The sequence below is a fragment of the Streptomyces sp. NPDC031064 genome (genome assembly GCF_055570965.1).
Map to the genome: position 1 here is coordinate 460,735 of NZ_JBVIGF010000005.1, position 21,574 is coordinate 482,308.

Consider the following 21,574-nt stretch of genomic DNA (forward strand, 5'->3'; position numbering starts at 1 on the left):
CTCACCAGGGAGACGCCATGAACGCCGGAGTGACCACCGGAGTGAAGATCACCGCCTTCGCCGCCGCGCTCGCCGCGACCTTCGGCACGGCGTACGGGGTCGGCAAGGGCGTCGGCCCTGTCGTCGCGGCCGAGGAGCGCCCGGCCGCCGGGCACGGGGGCCACGAGACGCCCGCCGCCCCCGCTCCCGGCCACGGCGGCCACGACACGCCCGCCGCCACCGCACCGGGCGGGCTCCAGGTCTCCGAGGGCGGCCACACCCTCGCCCTGCGACCGTCGGCCCTCGTGGCGGGCGAGCGGGGCGAGCTGCGGTTCACGATCGAGGACGCGCACGGGCGGGCCGTCACGGCGTACGAGCGCGAGCACGGCAAGGAGCTGCACCTCGTCCTCGCCTCGCGCGACCTGACCGTCTACCGCCACCTGCACCCCGTACGCGGGGCCGACGGCACCTGGTCCACGCCGGTCGAGCTGCCGAAGGCCGGCGACTACCGCGCGTTCGCCGACTTCACGCCCGTGGGCGGCAAAGCCCTGACCCTCGGGGCCGACCTCGCGGTGTCGGGGGCGTACCGCCCGGCCGCCCTGCCCGCGGCGAGCCGGGTCGCGGAGGTCGACGGCTACCGCGTCGAGCTGGCCGGGGCACCGGCGCCGGGGCGGGCGAGCGAGCTGACGCTGCGTATCAGCCGGAACGGCAAGCCGGTCACCGACCTGGAGCCCTACCTGGGCGCGTACGGCCACCTCGTCGCGCTGCGCGCCGGTGACCTCGCCTACCTGCACGTCCACCCGCACGAGGGGCCCGCCGGGCCGGAGGTGTCGTTCACGGCGACGGCGCCGAGCGCGGGTGCGTACCGGCTGTTCCTGGACTTCCGGCACGAGGGGAAGGTCCGTACGGCTGCCTTCACGGTGCACGCGCATTAGGCTGGCCATTGGACTAGACCTGTAGCGAATGGAGCCGTCAGTGAGCAACCGTGCAGTCCTGGAGGTGATCGCCCTCGACGCCGAGGACGCGATCGCCGCACAGGCCGGAGGAGCGGACCGCCTCGAACTGATCACGGACATGGCCGCGGACGGGCTCACCCCGTCCCGCGAGACCTACGCCCGGATCCGCGCCGCCGTGGACATCCCGCTGCGCGTGATGCTGCGCCTGGCCGACGGGTTCGCCGCGGGCGACATCGAGGCCCTCGTACGGGTGGCGCGGGAGCTGCGCGAGGAGGGCGCCGACGAGTTCGTCCTCGGTTTCCTCGACGCCGAGGGCCATGTCGACCTGGTCGCCGTCGAGCGGCTGGTCGCCGAGCTGGAGGGCTGCCGCTGGACGTTCCACCGCGCGCTCGACCGGGCGGCCGACCGGGACGCGGCGCGCAAGCAGCTCGCCGACCTCCCGGGCCTGGACACGTACCTCACGGCGGGCTCGGCGGCCGGCGTCGAGGAGGGCCTGCCGACCCTGCTGGCCGAGGCCGCCGCCGCCCAGCGCGGCGAGCCGGGCTACGAGCCCCAGCTCCTGGTCGGCGGCGGCCTCCACCTCGACCACGTCCCGGCGCTCCTCGCGGGCGGCGTCACCGCCTTCCACATCGGCGGCGCCGCCCGTCCCGCCGGGTGGACCGCCCCGGTCTCCCCCACGGCGGTCCGCACCTGGCGCACGGCGATCGACGCCCGGGCGTAACGGCGGCCGGACGTAAGGGCACCGGGCGTAACGGCGGCCGGGCGTAAGGACACCGGGCGTAACGGCGGCCGGGCGTAAGGGCACCGGGCCGGGGCGCGCACCCGGCCCGGCCACACGGCGCCGAGGCACCGCGCGAGTCCGCGCTCAGGGCGGCTCTCCCGGCGAAGTGGCGGCTCCGATGGCGAGATTGCGCCACGCGGCCAAGGCAGGCGTTACGTCACGTGGAGTAACGGGGACATTCACGCCGAGTACGGGAAGCGGCGAACGGTTGTCCAGACACCGTGACACCGGACGAGGCGTCCACAAGACGACGCGTCGACGCTGCTCCTGTCGCAGCCGTCCTGTACGCCGCGCACCGGGGACATTCCCTCGCCCGGTGTGCAGTTTGCCGTGGGCAGAGCGGGACGGGCACCGCCGAACGCACCTTGTGTGCTGAAAGACGCCGGGAGGCGCCATGACCACACCACCCAGGGCCCAGAACATAGCCGCCACCGCACAGGCGCACTGCTCGCCTGACGACACGTGCGGCCACAGCTCCAACCCGCCGTGCCACCCCGAACCCAAGCCGCCATGCGACCCCGCTCCCAAGCCTCCCTGCGACCCGGCTCCCAAGCCTCCGTGTGACCCCGCTCCGGAACCTCCCTCCGGTCCGCCCGGCCCCCCGGGACCGCCCGGGCCCCAGGGCCCGCCCGGTTGCACCGGGCGCACCGGTCCCGCGGGTCCCACCGGGCCCGCCGGAACCCCCGGGTCCCTGGGCCCGTCCGGACCGCCCGGACCGGAGGGCCCGTGCGGCCCTCCCGGACCGCGTGGGGTGGAGGGCCCGGCAGGTCCCGAAGGGCCTCGCGGCCTGCCGGGGCCCACTGGCCCGCAAGGCCCGGAAGGACCCGAAGGGCCGCGGGGGGTGGAGGGCCCGCCCGGCCCTCAGGGCCCCCGTGGCGCGCCGGGCCCGGAGGGCGCCCAGGGCCCGGAGGGACCCGAAGGCCCGCCCGGCAGGGACGGCAGGGACGGAAAACCCGGCGCCAACGGGCCGGCCGGCGCCGACGGCCGGAAGGGACCCGCCGGGGCTCAAGGGCCCCCGGGACCCCAGGGCCCGCAGGGCGACCCGGGACCCTCCGGACCCGCCGGACCGCGAGGACCCCGCGGCCCCAAGGGCGATCCCGGTGAGCCGCCCAGCCGGGAGTACCTGCGCCAGCTCGTCAGCGAGCAGCTCGCCGAACTCGGTTTCTGCGCAACCATCTGCTCAACCGACTGATCCAGAACCGCCGTTCTCCGCAACCGGTGCCGAACCCGGCATCGGCTCACAGGCACGGTCTTCCGCTCGGATCATGGGCTGCCGACGACCCGTGATCCCGCCAGGCCGTGCCTGTCTCATGAGTCGGCGTCAGCCGAACAGCGGCTCGTGTGACGAGAGGCCCTAGTACGGGGCGTGGCGCGCGAATGGAGCGCACGGCGCGACCCGTGACGCGGGCCTGACGTGGCACACCGCGGGCAGGCGGGAGATGCGCCAGCCGTCGCCGAGGACACCGGAGGTGGCGGTCAGCAGGGCACCGGAGCGTGCGCGGATGGCGGCGGAGAGGGCGGGGCCGCGCAGAGCGGGGGCCTCGGAGAGTGCTTCCGCGAGGGCCGTCACGGCCGTGCGGGCGCGCCGGATCGCGCACGTCTGGGGGTGGACCGCCCACACCGTGCGGCCCCGGGCCGCGGCGGCGAGGGAGGCGAAGGCGGGCACGCCGCATTCCGCCGGGGTCAGCACCGGGCCCGGGCCCGCCGCTTGCAGGAAGTGCGCGAAGCGTTCCTGGGCGGCGAGCACGGCAATTGCGCCGGACGGGCCGTCCGCCAGCCCCGCGGCGGCGGCTTCCCTCCTGACGCGGCGTGCCAGACCGGCCCAGGCGTCTCCCCTGTCGTAGACGACCGAGAGCGCGCCGGCTCCCAGGGCGACCGCGCCCTCCACCACCGTGCGGGCGAGCGCGGTGTCGTCCGGGGCCCAGCTCAGCGGCCAGTCACCGGCCCGGACGAACGGCAACAGGCAGGGCACCCCGGCCGCCCGGTAGGCGGGCACGGCGGCACGCGCCAGTTCGGCGTCGCTGTGGCCGACCACCGCGGCGTAACCGCCCGCGGCGATGACCGCCGCCGCCCCCGACGTCTCGTCGTGCACGTGCCACGCGCAGGCGCCCGAGCCCTCGGCCCTGGCCTGTTCCACCTGAGCGAGCAGCACTGCTCCCCAGGCGGCTCGCGGACCGGTCAGCGGCGCGACGACGGCGACGACGGGCTGTTCCCCCACCGCTCAGCCCCAGATGAAGGAGCGGGGTGCCGCCGGAGCGGGCTCGGAGCCGGCCACGGCGACGCCCCCGACGGCGAACGTCGCCGCGAGCACCACCGTCACCACGCGGACGAGCCGCCGTCGGGCTCCACGGACGGCCCCGCCCCGCGAAGCGGCGGAGACGGCGGAAGCAGCGGAAGCGGCGGAAGCGGCGGAAGCGGCGGAAACAGCCGAAACAGCCGAAACAGCCGAAGCGGCGGAAACAGTGGAAGCGGCGGAAGCGGACATGGGAGACCCCCTGGAAAGCGTCGGTCGGTGTGGGATCAGCATGTTCGCCGTGGCTCCCCTCCGGCTACGGCTCACGGAAGTCCGGGACCGGTCATGGCCGGGGGCGGACGCGTCGGGCGGCGTCCGTATGCCGGAACCACCCTGGCCGGGGGCGCGGCCTGTTCCTAAGATCCCAGTCGCGGGGGCCGCAGGGGGGCGGTTCCCAATGGCGGTGGGGGAGTTCTGCGTGGACGCACGGGCCAGGGCTCAGGACCTGTACCGGACAGCGCTGGATGACGCGGGCTGGCGCCCGGAGATCCTCACCCGGGACCGCGGCTGGAACGGTACGGAGTTCGCAGACGCCCTCCATCTGCTCGGCCGGCTCGGCCTGTTCGTCCCCTCCGCGGACACCCATAGCGGCTGGACCGCGCTCGCGCCGGACACGGCGTTGCGCAATCTGCTCCTGGAGGAGGAGCAGCACACGGGAGCCCTGCTGGCCGCCGTGCAGCAGACCCGGTCCGCTCTCGCCCAGGTCGTCGCCGACTTCCAGCCCGTACACGCCAGGGAACTGTCCTCCGTGCAGATGGAGGTGGTGACCGGCGGCGACAACGTGTCGGCCGCGCTTGAGGACGCCTCACAGCGGGCCGAGAGCGAGGTGCTGTCGCTCCACCCCGGCCGTGCGCTGCCCGCCGGGATGGTGGAGGCGGGCCTCGAACGGGACCGCCTGGCGCTCGGCCGCGGCGTACGCATCCGCACCGTGCACCTGGCCTCCACGGCGGCCGTGCCGCACATGACGGCGTATCTCCGTCGGCTGAACGCGGCAGGGGCCCAGGTGCGCACCGCGCACACCCTGCCGCTGCGGCTGATCATCGTGGACGACTCCCTGGCCATCGTGCCCGCGCCCCCGTCCCAGGAGGCGGGGGGCGGAGGCATCGCCGCGGTCGTGCTGCGCGGCGAGACCCTGGTCGGGGTGCTCCGCGGCATCTTCGAGCACTGCTGGGCCGGGTCGACCGTCCTGAACGACACCGGGAAGGACACCGCGGCGGCCCCCGGGGCGCCCGGCGCCGACGGCGAGTGGCAGCCGACGGGCAGACACCGGGAGCTGCTGCGCATGCTCGCGGGCGGGCTGACGGACGAGGCGATGGCCCGCAAGCTCGGGGTGTCCGAGCGTACGGTCCGTCGCCTCGTCTCCGAGCTGACCGAACGGCTAGGGGCGGCCAGCCGCTTCCAGGCCGGGGTGTGTGCCGTCCGGCTCGGCTGGCTCGACGGCTGACGGCCCGGGCTCATCGGCGGGCGCCTGCCGGGCGGTGTCCGGGTCGGCCGCCGTACGGCCCCACGCCGTGCCGGCCAGGATCAGCACCACGCCCAGCAGGCCGAGCCAGCCCGGACGGTCACCGGCCAGCGCGATGCCGGCCACGGCCGCCCAGACCGGTTCCGTACCGAGCAGCAGGCTGACCCGGGAGGGCGAGGTGCGGCGGACCGCCCACATCTGCACGAAGAACGCGAACAGCGTGCAGAACACGGACAGGTGGAGCAGCCAGGCCCACTCGGCGGCCCCGAAGTCCGCCGCCGCGGCCCACGGGGTGGCGCCCGTCCCCGGGGCCGCGCACAGCAGGGCGAACACCAGCACCGAGCCGCCCAGTTGCACGGTCGTCAGTGACATGGCGTCCGCGCCCCGCACCGACCGCATCCGCGACATCGCCAGGACGTGCACCGTACGGGCGACGGCGGCGCCCAGCATCAGCAGGTCGCCCAGGGACGGCTCGCTGAACCCCGCTCCCTGCGTCAGCAGCAGCACACCGACGACCGACAGGCCCGCCGCCGCGACGAACGAGCCCGGCAGGCGCGTACCGCGCAGCCGGCTCTCCGCGATCGGCGTGAAGATCATCGTGAGGCTGATGATGAGCCCGGCGTTGGTCGCCGAGGTGTGCACGACGCCGTACGTCTCCAGCAGGAAGATGGCGGCCAGGATCAGCCCGAGGACCCCCGCCCCGCGTATCTGCGCACCGCTCAGCGCGCGCAGCCTGCGCCACCCGGTGACCACCAGCACGGGCAGCACGACGGCGAACCGCAGCACCAGGACGGCCAGCACGGTCTGGCCCGTGGTGACGCCCTTCGCGGCCAGGTAGCTGGAACCCCAGACCACCGCGACCAGCAGGACGGGCAGATCGGTCAGCCAGGCGCGGCGGGCCGCGGTGACGGTCACGGACATGGCGGGCTCCTCGGACGGAAGGGCTACGGGGGTTCTCGGGCGTCGCGGCTCAGCGCGCCGTGTAGGCGATCACCAGGACGTCACGGTGCGCGGCGAGAGCGGGGTTCGCCGGCTGCACCGGGGTCACCGAGTGCAGGGTGCGGCGGTCGTCGCCCAGAAGCAGGTCACCGGGCTCGGACAGCGTAGTGGTCAGCAGGTGCTCACCCGCGTCCGTGTACACACCGCTCTCGCCGCCGGTGACATTGGTGCGGCCGATCATCAGTGAGGTGATGAAGGTGACGCCGTCGCGGTGCCGCCCCTCGGGCGCGGGCTGCCCCTGCTGGTCGGCGGAGGCGTTGATGCGGTACGGGTGCAGCTTCACGTTCCAGGTGGGGGTCCCGTCGACGGCCGTGAAGATCCGGCCGAGCTCGACGAGCACGGAGCGCAGCAGCGGGTCGCCGATGAAGGACTCGGTCAGCGGGTCGAAGACGCGCTCGATGCCGCCGTTGAGCGGGTTGATCTCCGACTCCTGGCGGTAGGGCGCGTGCGGCAGCGGGGTGAGCTCGCCGGTGACGGCGTCGAGGTCGAACTGGCCGTAGCGGCGGTAGCGGTAGGTGCCGCCGTCGGCCATGTACGTGTCGAGGGTCAGCTCGTCCCAGTGCGCGGCGAAGCGGGCCCAGTCGTCGGCGTCCACCCCGGCCAGGGCGGAGAGCGCGGCGGAGGGCATCAGGTGGCCGCCGGGTCCGGCGAGCGCCCGGACGGCGTCGAGGGCGACGGGGTGGGTGGTGGCGGTGGCCGTGGTCATGGCGAGGTGCTCCGTGGAGGAAGGGGTGTGGGTGAGGTGATCGGAGGGATGATCGGACGGTGCGGTCAGCCGGCGCGATCAGGCGGTGCGATCAGGCGGTGCGATCAGGCGGTGCGATCAGACGGCGGTGAGCAGCGGGGCGGTACGGGCGAAGGGCGCCGACTCCGCGGCGATCGCCCGCTCCTCCCACGCCTCGCGGTCGCGCAGGTACAGCGGCGAAGGGGTGCTGATCGCGCGGGTGTCGGCACCACCCGTACGCAGCCGCCAGGTCACCGAGCCGGTGGTGCGGGCCGCGCAGGCGTCCATGAACACCTGGAGGGCGAGCCGCAGTTCACCGAACCACCGGCCCTCCAGTGCCTCCCGCACCCACAACTGCTCCAGGTGCCGCTTCTCCCGGACGAGTTCGGCGTCCAGGCAGGCGCTCTCGACGTGCCGGTAGGTGTTCAGCAGCAGCCAGGCGGCCGGCATCTCACGGATCTCCAGCACCTTCTCGCCGTGGTCGAGGTGCTCCAGACCCGAGTAGCGGCCGAGCCCGAAGGCGCCGACCCGCTGGTTGAGCTGGTCGATCAGAGTGGTCAGGGGGAGCGGTACGCCGTCGACGGCGACGGGCAGACCGTGTTCCACGGTGACCGTCACGGTGTCGGTGTCACCGGGAGCGGCGGTGTGCCGGCTCCAGGCGTACATCTCCTCGGGGACCTCGTGCAGCTCGGGGTCGTCGAGGATGCCGGACTCGAATTCGCGGCACCACAGGTTGGAGTCACCGCTCACGATCCGCCCGGCGAGCAGGTCGATGCCCGCGGCGCGCAGTTCAGTGAGCTTGTCGTCGCGGCTCACCGGATCGAGGTCGTACGGGCTGCCGAACGCGCCCTCGTAGCGGAGGAGGCGCAGCGCGCCGTTGAGGCGGCGCAGCGTGTTCTGCGAGCGGTTGGCGGTGTGCAGGACGGCCTGCGCGCCCAGGGCGCGGGCCAGCGCGACCGCGCTGTCGGCGATCAGCGGCCGGCTGAGGGTGGAGCTCACCGGGTGGATGCCGAGGTAGACGGCCTGGGCGGCGATCGCGGGCGCGACGTACCGGGTGGCGAACTCCTCGCGCCGGTCGAGGATGTGGATGGTCGCCCCGAGGGCCTCGGCCACCTGGCGCTTGTACCCGCTCGACTCGTCCTCGCCGATGTCCACGCTCACGGCGTGCACGTCACGGACACCCATGCGGCGCAGCCGGAGCAGCAGGTACGAGCTGTCCAGGCCACCGCTGAACAGGGTGACGACGGGGCGATCCGGGTCCAGCGTTTCGAGCTGCGAGAAGGAACGTATGAGCGGGGAGGACGGCATGGACTCTCCAACGTCTGCACTGGTCACAGACGGGAGCCTTCCGGACGGGCGACTGCCGGACAATGAGATCCGGACGTCCGCCCCCGGCCATGACCGCACCCGGTCGGCGGCCGGCCGGGGGCCGCGCGCGCGTCAGCCGAACAGCACCAGGTCCGCCTCCGTGGCGCCCGCGAGCTCGTAGCGGGTGCCCGTGAGGGGGCGGGCGGCGTAGAGGCGGACCAGGGTCGGCGCCGGGCCCAGGTAGCGGGCCGGGGGCCGTTCGCCGGACGCGGCGCCCAGGCGGAGCGGCTCGTCGCGGTCGTCGAGGTCGGCGTGGAGCGGCACGGTGCCGCGTGCCCGGGTGACCGAGGCGAGCAGGCCCAGCGCCGGGGCGAGCCCGGGGCCCGCGTAGGCGCCGGGTTCGCCGAGGGCCTCCCGGACGTCGCCCGCGTGCACCCACTCGCCCAGCGCGATGCCGTCCTGCCGCCCGTCCGGCGCCCCGGCGATCACCGCGCCCGCCTCCGTCATGCCGCGCTCCAGCTCGTCGACCACCTCCGCGTGGGACCACTCCGCGCGTTCCGCGATGTCCCGCTCGTTGGACTCGGGGCTGAAGACGCCCTCCTCGAAACGCTTCTCCACCACCCGCGTCAGCGCCGCCGCGCAGTGCGCCAGCACGTGCCGCACCGTCCAGCCGGGGCAGCACGTGCGGACGGCGAAGGCCTCGTCGGGCACCCCGCGCAGCAGCGGGATCAGGGCGTCGCGCTCGGTACGCAGCAGCAGCCCGGGCAGCTCGGGGTCACGTACACCTGATACGTCACGTAGATCGCTCATGTCCACCAGCCAACCGTGCACACCCAGCCCTGGCAACGGGCCGCACCCGGAACGCCGCACCCGGCACAATGACCGCATGGCGCCCCTCCCGTCCCACCCCGCACACGACGACCTCCGCCGCCGCTGGGCCTCGGCCGTGCACGACGCCCCGCACGCCGACCGGTACGCCGACGACCTCCTGGCCCGCTGGGCCGAGCCGCAGCGCCGCTACCACACCACCGACCACCTCCTGGCCGTCCTCGACCGCGTCGACGAGCTGGCGGACCACGCGGACGACCCCGACCTCGTCCGCCTCGCCGCCTGGTTCCACGACGCCGTCTACCTCCCCGAGCGGTCCACCAACGAGGAGCGCAGCGCCCGCCTCGCCGAGCGGGCCCTGCCCGAGCTGGGCGTCGACGCGGCCGGTACGGCGGAGGTCGCCCGCCTGGTCCGGCTGACCATCACCCACGACCCGGCGGACGGCGACCGCAACGGCGAGGTGCTGTGCGACGCGGACCTGGCGGTCCTGGCCGCCGCGCCCGACGCGTACGCCGCCTACGCGGCGGCGGTACGGGAGGAGTACGGCTTCGTCCCGGACGACGCGTTCCGGGAGGGCCGCGCGGCGGTACTGCGGCAGCTCCTGGGCCTGCCGTGCCTGTTCCGCACCCCGCACGGGGCGCGCGAGTGGGAGGAGCGGGCCCGCCAGAACCTGACCACGGAGCTGAAGCTGCTGGAGTCATCGGGAAGGTAGCGGAAGGTGGAAGGCAAGCGGGAACGTGAGGAGAAGGCAAGCGGGAATGTAAGCCCTCCCGGCCGCGTTGACCCCTGGCATGCCCTCTACCGCCGAACGTGATCGCACCCGTATGCCCCTGGCCGTCTACATCCTCGGCCTGTCCGTCTTCGCGCTCGGCACGAGCGAATTCATGCTGTCCGGTCTGCTGCCACCGATCGCGGACGACATGAACGTCTCCATCCCGAAGGCCGGGCTCCTCATATCGGCCTTCGCGATCGGCATGGTGATCGGCGCCCCGCTGCTCGCGGTCGCCACGCTGCGGCTGCCGCGCAAGACCACGCTCATCGCGCTGATCAGCACGTTCGGGCTCGGGCAGCTCGTGGGCGCGCTGGCGCCCTCGTACGGCGTCCTCTTCGCCTCCCGCGTGGTCAGCGCGCTCGCGTGCGCCGGGTTCTGGGCGGTCGGGGCGGCCGTCGCGATCGCGATGGTGCCGGTCGGCTCGCGCGCCCGGGCGATGGCCGTGATGATCGGCGGGCTGTCGATCGCGAACGTCCTCGGTGTCCCGGCCGGTGCGTTCCTCGGCGAGCACCTGGGCTGGCGGTCCGCGTTCTGGGCGGTCGGCGCCGCCTCCGCCGTCGCGCTGGTCGGCGTGGTGACCCTGATCCCCCGCATCCCGCTCCCGGACGACAAGCCCCGGCTGCGCCGCGAGCTGACGATCTACCGCGACCGGCAGGTCTGGCTCGCCGTCGCGGTCACCGCGCTCGCGGCGGGCGGCGTCTTCTGCGCGTTCTCGTACCTGGCGCCGCTGCTCACCGACGTGGCGGGCCTCGACGCGGGCTGGGTGCCGACCGTGCTGGGCCTGTTCGGCATCGGGGCGCTGATCGGTACGACGATCGGCGGCCGGGTCGCGGACGCGCACCTGTTCGGGGTGCTGCTCAGCGGCATCACGGCGTCGACGGTGTTCCTGGTGGCGCTCGCGGTGTTCGCCTCCAGCCCCGTCGCCACGATCGTCCTCTCCTTCCTCCTCGGCGTCTCGGCGTTCTACACGGCCCCGGCGCTGAACGCCCGCATGTTCAACGTCGCGGGCGCGGCCCCCACCCTCGCGGGCGCCACGACGACCGCCGCCTTCAACCTCGGCAACACCGGCGGCCCCTGGCTCGGCGGCACGGTCATCGACGCGGGCCTCGGCTTCCCCGCCACGGCATGGGCGGGCGCGGCGATGACGCTCCTGGGCCTCGCGGCGGCCGCCGTGGCCCTGCGCCTGCACAGCTCCACGTCGCGGGTGGTGACGGGGTCGAGCGACTCCGTCAGGGAGCCGGCCGCCGCTTCGGGCGCCGCAGGCCCGACTCCGTGAGCCGGCGGACGAGTTCCTTGGAGCCCACCTCCACGGCACCGGCCGCCACCGCGTCCGCGTAGCGCTCGGAGGGCACGTCGTAGTGGTCGCCGTCGAAGGCGCGCGGCGGGGCGCCGATCAGGGCGGCGAAGGCGTGGAGTTCGTCGTAGGACGTGTCGCTCACCATGTGGGACCACATGCGGCCGTGGCCCGGCCAGTTCGGCGGGTCGATGTAGACCGTCACGTAAGGCCGCCGACCCGTGCCACCACCACGCCCGCCTTGCCGCACACCCAGTGCGGGTCGGGGCCCAACTCCGGCTCCACGTCCAGCGCGTGCGGGTCGCCGGAGGCGCACACCGGGCACAGCGGCCAGCGGCCGTACCGCTCCAGCAGCGCGTCCTGGACGTCCTGGGCGACCAGCCCGGCGACGTACTCGATGCCTTCCGGCCACTGCTCGACCCACCAGCGGCGGTGCGTCACCGCGTCCTCCACGAGCGAGACGACCTCCGCCTCGGCGACGTCACGCGCCATGAGGTCGGCGAGGACCAGGGCCCGCGCGGCGTGCAGGGCCTGCTCCAGGGGGTCTACGGCGTCCATGGAGCCATTGTCACCCCAGGTCCGGGAGGGGTTGACGACCCCCAGGGCTGAAAATACCTTTCAGGTGTGACCAATGACGTGAAGGAAATTTTCAGCAGTAGAGGCAGCGGCAGACCCGGCGGGGAGGCCGCCCCCGCCCCCGCCGCCCTGGCCGCCAAGGTGCGCACCCTCGCACCGTCCATGACCCGCTCCATGCAGCGCGTCGCCGAAGCCGTCGCCGGCGACCCCGCCGGCTGCGCCGCCCTCACCGTCACCGGCCTCGCCGAACTGACCGGCACCAGCGAGGCGACCGTCGTGCGCACCGCCCGCCTCCTCGGCTACCCCGGCTACCGCGACCTGCGCCTCGCCCTCGCCGGGCTCGCCGCCCAGCAGCAGTCCGGCCGGGCGCCCTCCGTCACCGCCGACATCGCGGTCGACGACCCGCTCGCGGACGTCGTCGCCAAGCTCGCCCACGACGAGCAGCAGACCCTCGCCGACACCGCCGCCGGACTCGACACCGTCCAGCTCGGCGCCGCCGTCACCGCCCTGGCCGCCGCCCGCCGCACCGACATCTACGGCGTCGGCGCCTCCGGGCTCGTCGCCCAGGACCTCGCCCAGAAGCTGCTGCGCATCGGCCTGATCGCCCACGCCCACAGCGACCCGCACCTCGCCGTCACCAACGCCGTCCAGCTCCGCTCCGGCGACGTCGCCATCGCCATCACCCACTCGGGCTCCACCGGCGACGTCATAGAACCCCTCCGCGTCGCCTTCGACCACGGCGCGACCACCGTCGCCATCACCGGCCGCCCCGACGGCCCCGTCTCCCAGTACGCCGACCACATACTCACCACCTCCACGGCCCGCGAGAGCGAACTGCGCCCCGCCGCCATGTCCTCCCGCACCAGCCAACTCCTCGTCGTCGACTGCCTGTTCACCGGCGTCACGCAGCGCACGTACGAAACGGCCGCCCCCGCCCTCTCCGCGTCGTACGAGGCCCTCGCGCACCGCCACTCACCCCGCACCCGCTGACCGGCCGAAAGAGCACGCCCGCATGAACCCTGCCGAGCTGTCCGCCCTCACCACGGAAGCGTTCCGCCCCGAACTCGCGGACATCGACCGCCTCCCCACCGCCGAGATCGCCCGCCTCATGAACGCCGAGGACCAGTCCGTCCCCGTCGCCGTCGCCGGCCAGCTCCCCCGGATCGCCGCCGCGATCGACGCCACCGCCGACCGGATGGCACGCGGCGGCCGCCTCGTCTACGCGGGCGCGGGCACGGCCGGACGGCTCGGCATCCTGGACGCCAGCGAGTGCCCGCCCACCTTCAACACCACGCCCGGCCAGGTCGTCGGCCTCATCGCGGGCGGCCCCACGGCCATGCTGGAGGCGGTCGAGGGCGCCGAGGACTCCAAGGACCTGGCGGCCGCCGACCTGGACGCCCTGTCCCTCACCGCCGCCGACACGGTCGTCGGCATCTCCGCGTCCGGCCGCACCCCCTACGCCCTCGGCGCCGTCGAACACGCCCGCGCCCGGGGCGCCCTGACGATCGGTCTCTCCTGCAACGCGGGCAGCGCCCTCGCGGCCGCCGCCGAGCACGGCATCGAGGTCGTCGTCGGCCCCGAGCTCCTCACCGGCTCCACCCGCCTCAAGGCGGGCACCGCCCAGAAGCTGGTCCTCAACATGATCTCGACGATCACGATGATCCGGCTGGGCAAGACGTACGGAAACCTCATGGTCGACGTCCGCGCCTCCAACGACAAACTCCGCGCCCGCTCCCACCGCATCGTCGCCCTCGCCACGGGCGCGTCCGACACCGACATCGAGGCCGCCCTCACCGCCACGGACGGCGAGGTCAAACCGGCGATCCTCACGCTCCTGGCGGGCGTGGCCCCGGAGACGGCGACCGCGCTCCTGACGAAGACGAACGGCCACCTGAGGGCGGCGCTCGACGCGCGCTGACGGGTTGTGCGCAGTCGTCCCGCCGACCACCGCCGGTGGGTTGTGGGCAGTCGTTCCGCATGGGGGTCCCCCCAGTGACGTAGTCCTAGGGGGAGGAACGGGTGGGCACAACCCACCCACCGGCGCGCAGCCGCCGTACAACCCGCCGCCCCCTGGCAGCATCCGCGCATGACCGCACCCGCACGCGACCCCGGTACGACCGCCTCCGCCCTCCTCCCCCTCGTCGGCGGCGCCGACAACGTCACCTCCGTCGCCCACTGCATGACCCGCCTCCGCCTCGGCCTCCGCGACCGCGCCCTCGTCCAGGACGAGGCGCTGCGGGCCCACCCCGCCGTCCTCGGCGTCGTCGAGGACGACGAGACCTACCAGATCGTCCTCGGCCCCGGCACCGTCGCCCGCGTGACGCCCGCCTTCGAGGCCCTCCTCGCGGACACCCGAGTCAGCACCAGAGGCGAAGCCATCAAGGCCGCCCAGAAGGCCAGGAACGCCACCCCCGCCAAGCTCCTCCTCCGCCGCGTCGCGAACATCTTCGTCCCCCTCATCCCCGCCCTCATCGGCTGCGGCGTCATCGCGGGACTCAACGGACTGCTCGTCAACCTCCACTGGCTGCCCGCCCTCACGCCCGCCCTCGCCGCCATCGCCTCCGGCTTCATGGCGCTGATCGCCGTGTTCGTGGGCCTCAACACGGCCAAGGAGTTCGGCGGCACCCCCATCCTCGGCGGAGCCGTCGCCGCGATCGTCGTGTACGCGGGCGTCGCCAAGGTCGAGGCCTTCGGCCAGCAGCTCTCCCCCGGCCAGGGCGGCGTCCTCGGCGCCCTCGCCGCCGCCGTGCTCGCCGTCCACATCGAGAAGTGGTGCCGCCGCCGCGTCCCCGAGGCCCTCGACGTCCTCGTCACGCCCACCCTCACCGTCCTCGTCGCCGGCCTGGTCACCGTCTACGGACTGATGTACGTCGCCGGTGAGGTGTCCGCCGCCATCGGCACCGCCGCCGACTGGCTCCTCGCCCACGCCGGAGCGGTGGCCGGCTTCGTCCTGGGCGGGCTCTTCCTCCCCCTCGTCATGCTCGGCCTGCACCAGGCCCTGATCCCGATCCACACCACCCTGATCGAGCAGCAGGGCCACACCGTCCTCCTCCCCATCCTCGCGATGGCGGGCGCGGGCCAGGTCGGCGCGGCGGCAGCCGTGTACGTACGCCTCCGCCACCACACCGACCTCCGCCGCACCATCAAGTCCGCACTGCCCGCCGGGCTCCTCGGCGTCGGAGAACCGCTCATCTACGGCGTCTCACTGCCCCTCGGCCGCCCGTTCATCACCGCCTGCGTCGGCGGGGCGTTCGGCGGCGGGTTCGTCGGACTGTTCAACATGCTCGGCACCACCGTCGGTTCGACGGCGATCGGCCCCTCCGGCTGGGCCCTGTTCCCGCTCCTCGCCGGCGACCAGGGTCTCGCCTTCACCACCGTCGCCGTCTACGCGGGCGGGCTGCTGACCGGGTACGTGGCCGGGTTCGCCGCCACGTACCTCTTCGGCCTCGACAAGCACGTGCTCACATGACCAGGGAGATCCATCCCGCTCTCGTGCCGTCGGCCTCCAGAGCCGCGTCGATGTCGGCCCGGTCACGGGGTGGCGGCCCGAGTCCGGACGTCACCACGAGGAGGAACCCACCGCGCCTTCGCAGGCACTGCTCGAACTGCCGCGTGAGGCCGACCGCCCAACCGTCCATGCCGAGTCGGACGACCAACCCGTCGCCCACGAGCCGCCCGGCCCTTGGCGCGCCTCGCGTCTCGACAGCGAGACGGCCACGCGCGTCCATCACCCCGGGTGCGTTGATCGGCTTGAGCACGGCGTCTGCCCCAGCGGTCACGGGCCCGGCCACGCGCCACCCCTGGGAACCGCTGTCGTCGGGTTCGAGACGCAGCATTTCGGCGGACGGGTTCACCACCATGACGACGTGCTGGTCCTCCGGCCGGTCCCCAACCAGCAGCGCTTCTGTCCACCACGAGGCACCGCTTCCCGAGATGATGCTCACCAGGCCCGAGTCGTTCCACCTCGGGAAGCGGCACATACCGAAGTGGAAGAGCTTCGCATAGGTGAGTTGGGGTGCGGTCTCGTCGACGCACAGTGCCGGGACGCCCTCTCCCAGCGGGTGGCCGCAGTCCATGCAGTCCCCGGCCCACAGGTGCGCCATCAGCGCGCGGACCCCGCTCTCGCCCAGCCTTTCCACGATTCCCCGGTCCACCGCCACGGCCCGCAACCCGGGCTCGGTCCCCTTCCGTTCGAACACGGTCCAGTGCACGGGACTTCCGGCGTCCGTTGCCCTGCGCTCCCATTCGCGCCCGGCGTCCAGGTTGCCGAGTGCCATCGACACTACGGAGGCGATTGCCATACCGGTCGCGTCGCCCATCAGCATGGCGTCCTTGCGCGCACCGGCATAGGCACGTCCGAGGAACGCGTTCGCCTGCTGTACCTCGTCCCGGCACAGCAGCACACCCGCGTACGAGAGAGCAGCAAAGGGCAGCCCCGCCTCAGCGGCCACACGCAGCGCGTCGAGGGACTCGGCGTGGTTCCAGTCCCGGCGCAGGACGTCCGAATAGCTGAGGGCGCTCGCGGCGTCTCCGCGCTCGCTGCCCTTTCGCCACCATTCAGCCGCTTCCCGCTCGTTACCCATCAGCTCGGCAACACGGCCCAGCGCTGCGAAGGAGTTCGTCGTTCCCTGCTCCACTGCGCGGAGAAACCAGTTACGGGCGTCCGTCAGGTCGCCGCTGTGGACCTTCAGGCAACCGACGTTGTGTGCCGCCATTCCGTCACCGCGCCGGGCCGCCTCAACCCACCAGCGTTCCGCTTCCACACGCTTCTCGTCGCGTAGCAGCGCGACGCCGAGGTTGACCATCGCGTCCACGTTCCCCGCCTCGGCCCGAGGCACCAGTAGACCGATGGCCACCTCGACGCGGTCGGCCGCCTGCGCCGCCAGCGACATGATGTCCCAGTCCGCGTCCCCTGCCATGGTCACGGCCACCCGCCAGACCTCCTCGGGCAGTTCCTCGATGGAGGAGGTGCGCGCCGTGGCGGAGACAAGGTAGTCGAAGGGTCGCCACCGACCGTCCCGGGCGGGGATCAGCGGGCTGGTCACGCCGAGCAGCACCTCGGTGGCCCATTCCCAGGCCTCCTCCAGTGGTTCGGGGCGCAAGGCCGCGCCGCCGAGCGCGTCGAGGTAGCGCCCGTGCAGATGCTCCAGAACGCTCTTCTCCACGGCACTGCGCAGCCCGGTCCTCGCGAGGTCCACGGCCGCAGCCACAAGCGCGGCGCCGCGCGGGTTGGCATTCGCCTGCGCGGCCTCCTTCCAGAGGTTCCAGGTCTGAGGACCAGCCGCCAGGTACTCGGCCACGCCGTGCACGGCGTCGGCGGCGAGGGCTTCAGCCATGCGGGGGTCGGCGACCGCTTTCCGCGCGCGCTCGCGTTCCGGCTCGGTCCAGGTGCGCTGGAGGACCAAATGACTACCGGCCCGAACGACACGGGCGGCACTGTGCTGGGTCCCGACGTCGGCGGCCCCCTGCCGCTCGGAGCGGGTCCTCACCAGCGGCCGGTAGAACTCCGAGCGCATCGTGCTCAGGACGACGCATCCCAGCTCGGTGAGCTCTTGGAGCAGCCGTGGCGTGAGTCCGTCGGGGCGCAGGTACATCTGCAGGTCGTCCAGCCACAGGACACGGCCGCCAGGCTGCCGTGCCACCGAGTCCACGAGGCCGGTCAGCGGCGCATCCGGGTCGGGGTGGCACACCGACCACCCACCGAGGTTGCGCCGCATGGCTTCGAGCAGCGCCCGCGTCTTGCCCGCCGCTGAGTCACCGGTCAACAGCAGCATCCCCCCGGTACTGGCAAGCCTGCTGATCCTGGCGTCGAGCTCCTGGTCACTGTCCCGGGGTACGTAGTCGATGTGGTCTGGCAGCCCGGAGGCCTCGAAGGGCCGGTGGACGCCGAAACCGGCCGGGTCTGCGGCGTCCACGCCGCCCCACTGGAACACGTCGCCCCTGCCGAGGCCACCCTCGACGAGGCGATCCTCCTCTCGGCCGCCGGTCCCTGCCGCCCCCGCGATCGTCGCCACCACCGGAGGGCGCCCCGTGCATCGCCGCAGGGCAGCCGCGAACTCCGCGTCATCAATCAGTACGTGCGCGGGCACCGCCTCCACCCGCCCGTGGGCCCAGGCGATCGGGTCTCCGCAGGCGACACCTACTAGCACCCCGTCCACGAACAGGGCGGCTCCCGACATGCCGCTCCAGGGCGAGGGGCCGTCCCCGGGAGCCGGAGCGCCGTGGATGTTGTCCAGGACGTACCGCCCGCGGATCACGGCACTACCCGGTTTGAGCGTGCCGACAAGCTGCTCCGTGTCAGGTCGGTCACCGACCCATGCGGCATCCGGGTACCCGATGGCCTGGCAGTCCGCGCGGTGGTCCAGCGTTGTCACCCGGCCCCACACCACGGCGGAGAAGGCAGCCGCGGTCTCCTCGTCGACCAGGTCGGCGTCGGCGAGAAGTAGAGCGGCGTCGCACCGGTCGTCGTCGCGTGACCAGATCACCTCACAGCGCTGGAGTCCCGTCCCTCCGGGCACAACGACCCTCGGCGGCGCTCCCTCCTTGAGGACATGGGCGGCCGTCAGCACCAGCCGACCGGTCAGCAGAAACCCGCTGCCCCGCGCCCCTGCGTGCACCAGGGCGATACGCCGCTGCGACAGGATCACGACAGGCCTCCCGCGTTATCCGTGTACCGGCCGACCCGTACCCGCGGAAAAGGCGCTCAGGTCCGCTTCCCTCTCGTTGCCGATGCGCACGGATGCGCCCGTCGCCACGTCCTTGGCCCTCAAGGTGAGGGAGACGCGCTGGGTCCGCCGCCGGCCCGCGCTGCCCTCCAGGTCACCAGAGACGACCCACGCCTTGAAGCCCGCCTTCGCCTTGGCATCCCGCCGGAGTTCGACCTCGAACTCCAGCGTGATGTCCTCGACTTCGAACCGGATCCGCTCACCCTGCGCCGCCACCGCAGCGACGGACAGTTCGTCCCGCAGTACCCGTACCGCCTCGGTCAACTCGATGCCATCGGCCATCGACGCGCCTCCCCCTTCGCCGTTGCCCCCCATCCTGCCTCAGGGAAAGGCCCGTGCGGCAACAGTTAGGGCGCCTTCCCCACCGCCTGCTCCTTGATCGTCACCCGGCCCTTGCGGATCACGGCGAGCCGGGGCGCGCGCCGGGCCAGGGCGGTGTCGTGGGTGACCATGACGAACGTCAGCCCGTTCTCCTCCCACAGCCCCTCCAGCAGGTCCATGATCTCGTCGCGCGTCGACTCGTCCAGGTTGCCGGTCGGCTCGTCCGCCAGCAGCACCGCCGGCCGCTTCACCAGCGCCCGCGCGATCGCCACCCGCTGCTGCTGCCCGCCCGACAGCTCGCCCGGCAGATGGCCCCGCCGCTCCCCGAGCCCCACCGACACCAGCGCCTGCCCCGCCCGCTCCCGCCGCTCCGCCGCCCTCAGCCCCAGCGGTACGAGGGCGGTCTCCACGTTCTCCTGGGCGGTGAGCGTCGGCACCAGGTTGAACCCCTGGAACACGAACCCGATCTTCTCCGCCCGTACGCGCGTCAGCCGCGCCTCGGGCAGCGTGGCCAGGTCGGTGCCGTCCAGCACGACACTGCCCTCCGTCGGCCGGTCCAGGCCGCCGAGCATCTGGAGCAGCGTCGACTTGCCGCCGCCGGTCGGGCCCTGGATGACCAGCCGCCCGCCGTCCTCGATGATCAGGTCCACTCCGTCCAGGGCCCGCACGGTGTCCTTGCCGCGCCGGTAGCGCTTGGTGACGCCACTGAGCTGGTACATCTGCTGTCAACTCCAGTCGTACGAGAAGGGTTTACTCAACGCGGCGCAGTGCGTCCGCCGGCCGCAGCCGCGCCGCGCGCCAGCCGCCGAACCCGCCCGCGACGAGCCCGCCCGCGACGGCGAGGCCCACGGCGAGGGCGATGGTGGTGAGCGAGACGGGCGCGGTGAGCGCGATGTCCAGGGCGCGGCCCGCCACCTCCCGCACCGGCCCGCCCCCGCCACCCGGGCCGACGAGCCGCTGGCCGCCGCCCGCTCCCCCGCCCAGTTCGGCCGTGAGCGTCGGGCTGAACGCCGTGATGGCCCACGCCCCGGCCAGCCCCACGCCGATCCCCAGCGCCCCGCCGATCAGCCCGTGCACCAGCGCCTCACCGGCCACCTGGCGGGTGACGCGCCCGCTCTTCCACCCCAGCGCCTTGAGGGTGCCGAACTCCGCACCCGCCGGCTCACCGCCGACGACGTCAGCAGCCCCGCCACCACGAACGCCGCGACCAGCACCACGATCGACAGCCACTTGCCCACGCCCGCCGCCAGGCCGGAAGCGGTCGACAGGGACCCGGAGACGGTGTCGGCGAGATCGGCGGACGTGGTGACGGTCGTCCCCGGAACGTTCTTCAGGACAGCACCCTTGACGTCCTCGATCCGCTGCGAATCGGTCGCCCGGACGTAGACCGTCGTCACCTTGCCCCTGGCGTCGGCGAGGGTCTGCGCCTCGGCGAGCGGCAGGTAGACGTTGGCGGCGGCGTCGCCGCTGTCGGCGGTCGCGATGCCGATGACGCCGTACGCCGTACCGGAGATGGTGAGCTTCTCCCCGACGGACAGCCCCTGCTCCTTGGCGTACGCGCTGTCGACGACGGCCACCTTCGCGGCGGTCTCGGCGGCCGTGAACGTACGCCCGGCCGTGATCTTCGACGACGTCAGCGGCCCGAGACCCTGGTGGGCGACGTCGGTCCCGTACACGGTGTACGAGTCGACCCCGAAGTCCGCCCCGCCGCCCTGGACCCGCTTGCCCGGCTGCGCCTGGCCGCGCTCGAACTTCCCGTCGACCTTCATCACCCGGGCGTTCAGCCCGCCGACGGCCTCCGCGACGCCGTCCTGCGCGCCGACCTTCGCGACGGTCGAGGCCGCGAGCGTCTCGAACCCCTGGACCATGACGACGTCCTGGCTCTGCTCGCCGCCGCCGTCGTCCTCGGCGTCGAACCGGAACCTCGGGCGCCGCACGGTGTCGCCCTCCCCGGGCGGTGAGGCGGCCTTGGTGACCGTCATGTCGGTCCCCAGCCCGTACAGCGACTCCAGAACCTTGTCCTGGGCCTGCTTCATCCCGGCCGTGACCGAGGTGACCACGATGACCAGCGCGATACCGAGGGCCAGCCCCGAGGCGACGACGAACGCCGCCTTCCGCCGTCGGCGCAACTCGCGCCGGAGATAGGTGAAGAACATGCCGCGAAAGCTATGGAGGCGGCGTGATGGGGGGTTAAGGCGCCGGTGAGAGTCACATGAGAACGGGGTACGGACGCTACGCGTCGGCCGCCGCGCCGCCCGGGAACGCCGCCGTGTCCAGCGCGACCCCGAACGGCTCGGGCAGGGTGAGCACCTTCCCGAACGGCACCCGGTCGGAGTGCTTGTACGTGCCGTCCTGCGGCTCCGTGAACAGGGTGACCATCGCGCCACGGGTGTCGTACCGGTCGATGAGCAGGTACATCGGGACCAAGGCACGCGCATAGGCGTGGTACTTCCTGGTCCGGTCGTCGGTGGCGTTGTTCTTGGAGGTGATCTCGACGATCAGCAGGGCCTCGGAGGCGTCGACGGGATCAAGGCGAATGTAGATCGACGGGACGCC

At 73.4% G+C, this 21,574-nt stretch carries 18 protein-coding genes and 2 pseudogenes; 8 read left to right on the forward strand and 12 right to left on the reverse strand.

All coding sequences use genetic code 11. The features are described from left to right. Positions 1–29 precede the first annotated feature (29 nt). Both ACZ46W_RS20935 and ACZ46W_RS20940 read left to right on the forward strand, forming a co-directional pair. A complete protein-coding gene (locus ACZ46W_RS20935; protein ID WP_468339866.1) occupies positions 30–914 on the forward strand; it encodes a hypothetical protein in 885 nt (294 codons plus the stop codon). A 40-nt stretch (positions 915–954) separates the two neighbouring features. Continuing rightward, positions 955–1,656 (forward strand): copper homeostasis protein CutC, encoded by a 702-nt coding sequence (locus tag ACZ46W_RS20940; RefSeq protein WP_468339567.1) that lies wholly within the window; start codon positions 955–957, stop codon positions 1,654–1,656. 1,414 nt (positions 1,657–3,070) lie between these two features. Here ACZ46W_RS20940 and ACZ46W_RS20945 read toward each other — a convergent pair. After that, entirely contained in the window at positions 3,071–3,934 is an 864-nt protein-coding gene (locus tag ACZ46W_RS20945) for a hypothetical protein (protein WP_468339569.1), read from the reverse strand. A gap of 493 nt (positions 3,935–4,427) precedes the next feature. Here ACZ46W_RS20945 and ACZ46W_RS20950 point away from each other — a divergent pair, with 493 nt between their 5' ends. Next, the gene (locus ACZ46W_RS20950; RefSeq protein ID WP_468339571.1) at positions 4,428–5,453 is read left to right on the forward strand and encodes a LuxR C-terminal-related transcriptional regulator; all 1,026 of its coding nucleotides are present in this window, start codon (positions 4,428–4,430) and stop codon (positions 5,451–5,453) included. On the opposite strand, the gene ACZ46W_RS20955 is transcribed toward ACZ46W_RS20950, so the two are convergent. From ACZ46W_RS20955 to ACZ46W_RS20970, 4 genes are all read right to left on the reverse strand, one after another. Next, entirely contained in the window at positions 5,388–6,392 is a 1,005-nt protein-coding gene (locus ACZ46W_RS20955; protein ID WP_468339573.1) for a DMT family transporter, read from the reverse strand. The two genes, ACZ46W_RS20950 and ACZ46W_RS20955, sit on opposite strands and share 66 nt — an antisense overlap. Before the next feature lie 49 nt (positions 6,393–6,441). Then, the gene (locus tag ACZ46W_RS20960) at positions 6,442–7,176 is read right to left on the reverse strand and encodes a 2OG-Fe dioxygenase family protein (protein WP_468339575.1); all 735 of its coding nucleotides are present in this window, start codon (positions 7,174–7,176) and stop codon (positions 6,442–6,444) included. A gap of 117 nt (positions 7,177–7,293) precedes the next feature. Further along, on the reverse strand, positions 7,294–8,502 hold the full coding sequence (locus tag ACZ46W_RS20965) for an argininosuccinate synthase-related protein (protein ID WP_366128930.1): 1,209 nt from the start codon (positions 8,500–8,502) through the stop codon (positions 7,294–7,296). Positions 8,503–8,634: 132 nt separating this feature from the next. Further along, positions 8,635–9,312: a maleylpyruvate isomerase family mycothiol-dependent enzyme gene (locus ACZ46W_RS20970; protein ID WP_468339577.1), complete on the reverse strand. Its 678-nt coding sequence runs from the start codon at positions 9,310–9,312 to the stop codon at positions 8,635–8,637. 76 nt (positions 9,313–9,388) lie between these two features. Here ACZ46W_RS20970 and ACZ46W_RS20975 point away from each other — a divergent pair, with 76 nt between their 5' ends. Continuing rightward, entirely contained in the window at positions 9,389–10,042 is a 654-nt protein-coding gene (locus ACZ46W_RS20975) for an HD domain-containing protein (RefSeq protein WP_468339579.1), read from the forward strand. A 112-nt stretch (positions 10,043–10,154) separates the two neighbouring features. After that, on the forward strand, positions 10,155–11,378 hold the full coding sequence (locus ACZ46W_RS20980) for a Cmx/CmrA family chloramphenicol efflux MFS transporter (protein WP_468339581.1): 1,224 nt from the start codon (positions 10,155–10,157) through the stop codon (positions 11,376–11,378). Here the strand turns inward: ACZ46W_RS20980 and ACZ46W_RS20985 are convergent. Beyond that, positions 11,332–11,601 carry a DUF4031 domain-containing protein gene (locus ACZ46W_RS20985; protein WP_366128935.1) on the reverse strand — a complete coding sequence of 90 codons (270 nt, stop codon included), beginning with the start codon at positions 11,599–11,601 and terminating at the stop codon, positions 11,332–11,334. The genes ACZ46W_RS20980 and ACZ46W_RS20985 overlap by 47 nt on opposite strands. Continuing rightward, positions 11,598–11,954, reverse strand: a complete 357-nt coding sequence (locus ACZ46W_RS20990) for a hypothetical protein (protein WP_366128936.1) — start codon at positions 11,952–11,954, stop codon at positions 11,598–11,600. Before ACZ46W_RS20990 ends, ACZ46W_RS20985 begins: the two co-directional genes overlap by 4 nt. Positions 11,955–12,020: 66 nt before the next feature. On the opposite strand from ACZ46W_RS20990, the gene ACZ46W_RS20995 reads away from it, so the two are divergent. The 3 genes from ACZ46W_RS20995 to ACZ46W_RS21005 all read left to right on the forward strand — a co-directional run bounded on the left by ACZ46W_RS20995 (position 12,021) and on the right by ACZ46W_RS21005 (position 15,441). After that, complete coding sequence (locus ACZ46W_RS20995; RefSeq protein ID WP_468339584.1) at positions 12,021–12,962, forward strand: MurR/RpiR family transcriptional regulator; 942 nt, start codon at positions 12,021–12,023, stop codon at positions 12,960–12,962. A gap of 22 nt (positions 12,963–12,984) precedes the next feature. Then, complete coding sequence (murQ, locus tag ACZ46W_RS21000) at positions 12,985–13,890, forward strand: N-acetylmuramic acid 6-phosphate etherase (RefSeq protein WP_468339586.1); 906 nt, start codon at positions 12,985–12,987, stop codon at positions 13,888–13,890. Positions 13,891–14,058: 168 nt separating this feature from the next. After that, positions 14,059–15,441: a PTS transporter subunit EIIC gene (locus ACZ46W_RS21005; protein ID WP_468339588.1), complete on the forward strand. Its 1,383-nt coding sequence runs from the start codon at positions 14,059–14,061 to the stop codon at positions 15,439–15,441. Here ACZ46W_RS21005 and ACZ46W_RS21010 read toward each other — a convergent pair. The 5 genes and pseudogenes from ACZ46W_RS21010 to ACZ46W_RS21030 all read right to left on the reverse strand — a co-directional run. Then, positions 15,434–18,619: a tetratricopeptide repeat protein gene (locus ACZ46W_RS21010; RefSeq protein WP_468339590.1), complete on the reverse strand. Its 3,186-nt coding sequence runs from the start codon at positions 18,617–18,619 to the stop codon at positions 15,434–15,436. The two genes, ACZ46W_RS21005 and ACZ46W_RS21010, sit on opposite strands and share 8 nt — an antisense overlap. A gap of 15 nt (positions 18,620–18,634) precedes the next feature. Next, complete coding sequence (locus ACZ46W_RS21015; protein WP_468339592.1) at positions 18,635–18,979, reverse strand: trypco2 family protein; 345 nt, start codon at positions 18,977–18,979, stop codon at positions 18,635–18,637. A gap of 65 nt (positions 18,980–19,044) precedes the next feature. Next, a complete protein-coding gene (locus ACZ46W_RS21020; RefSeq protein ID WP_468339594.1) occupies positions 19,045–19,737 on the reverse strand; it encodes an ABC transporter ATP-binding protein in 693 nt (230 codons plus the stop codon). A 31-nt stretch (positions 19,738–19,768) separates the two neighbouring features. After that, positions 19,769–21,174: pseudogene (locus ACZ46W_RS21025) on the reverse strand (ABC transporter permease). Positions 21,175–21,250: 76 nt separating this feature from the next. After that, positions 21,251–21,547, reverse strand: a pseudogene (locus ACZ46W_RS21030) (Uma2 family endonuclease); the annotation flags it as partial. Positions 21,548–21,574 lie beyond the last annotated feature (27 nt).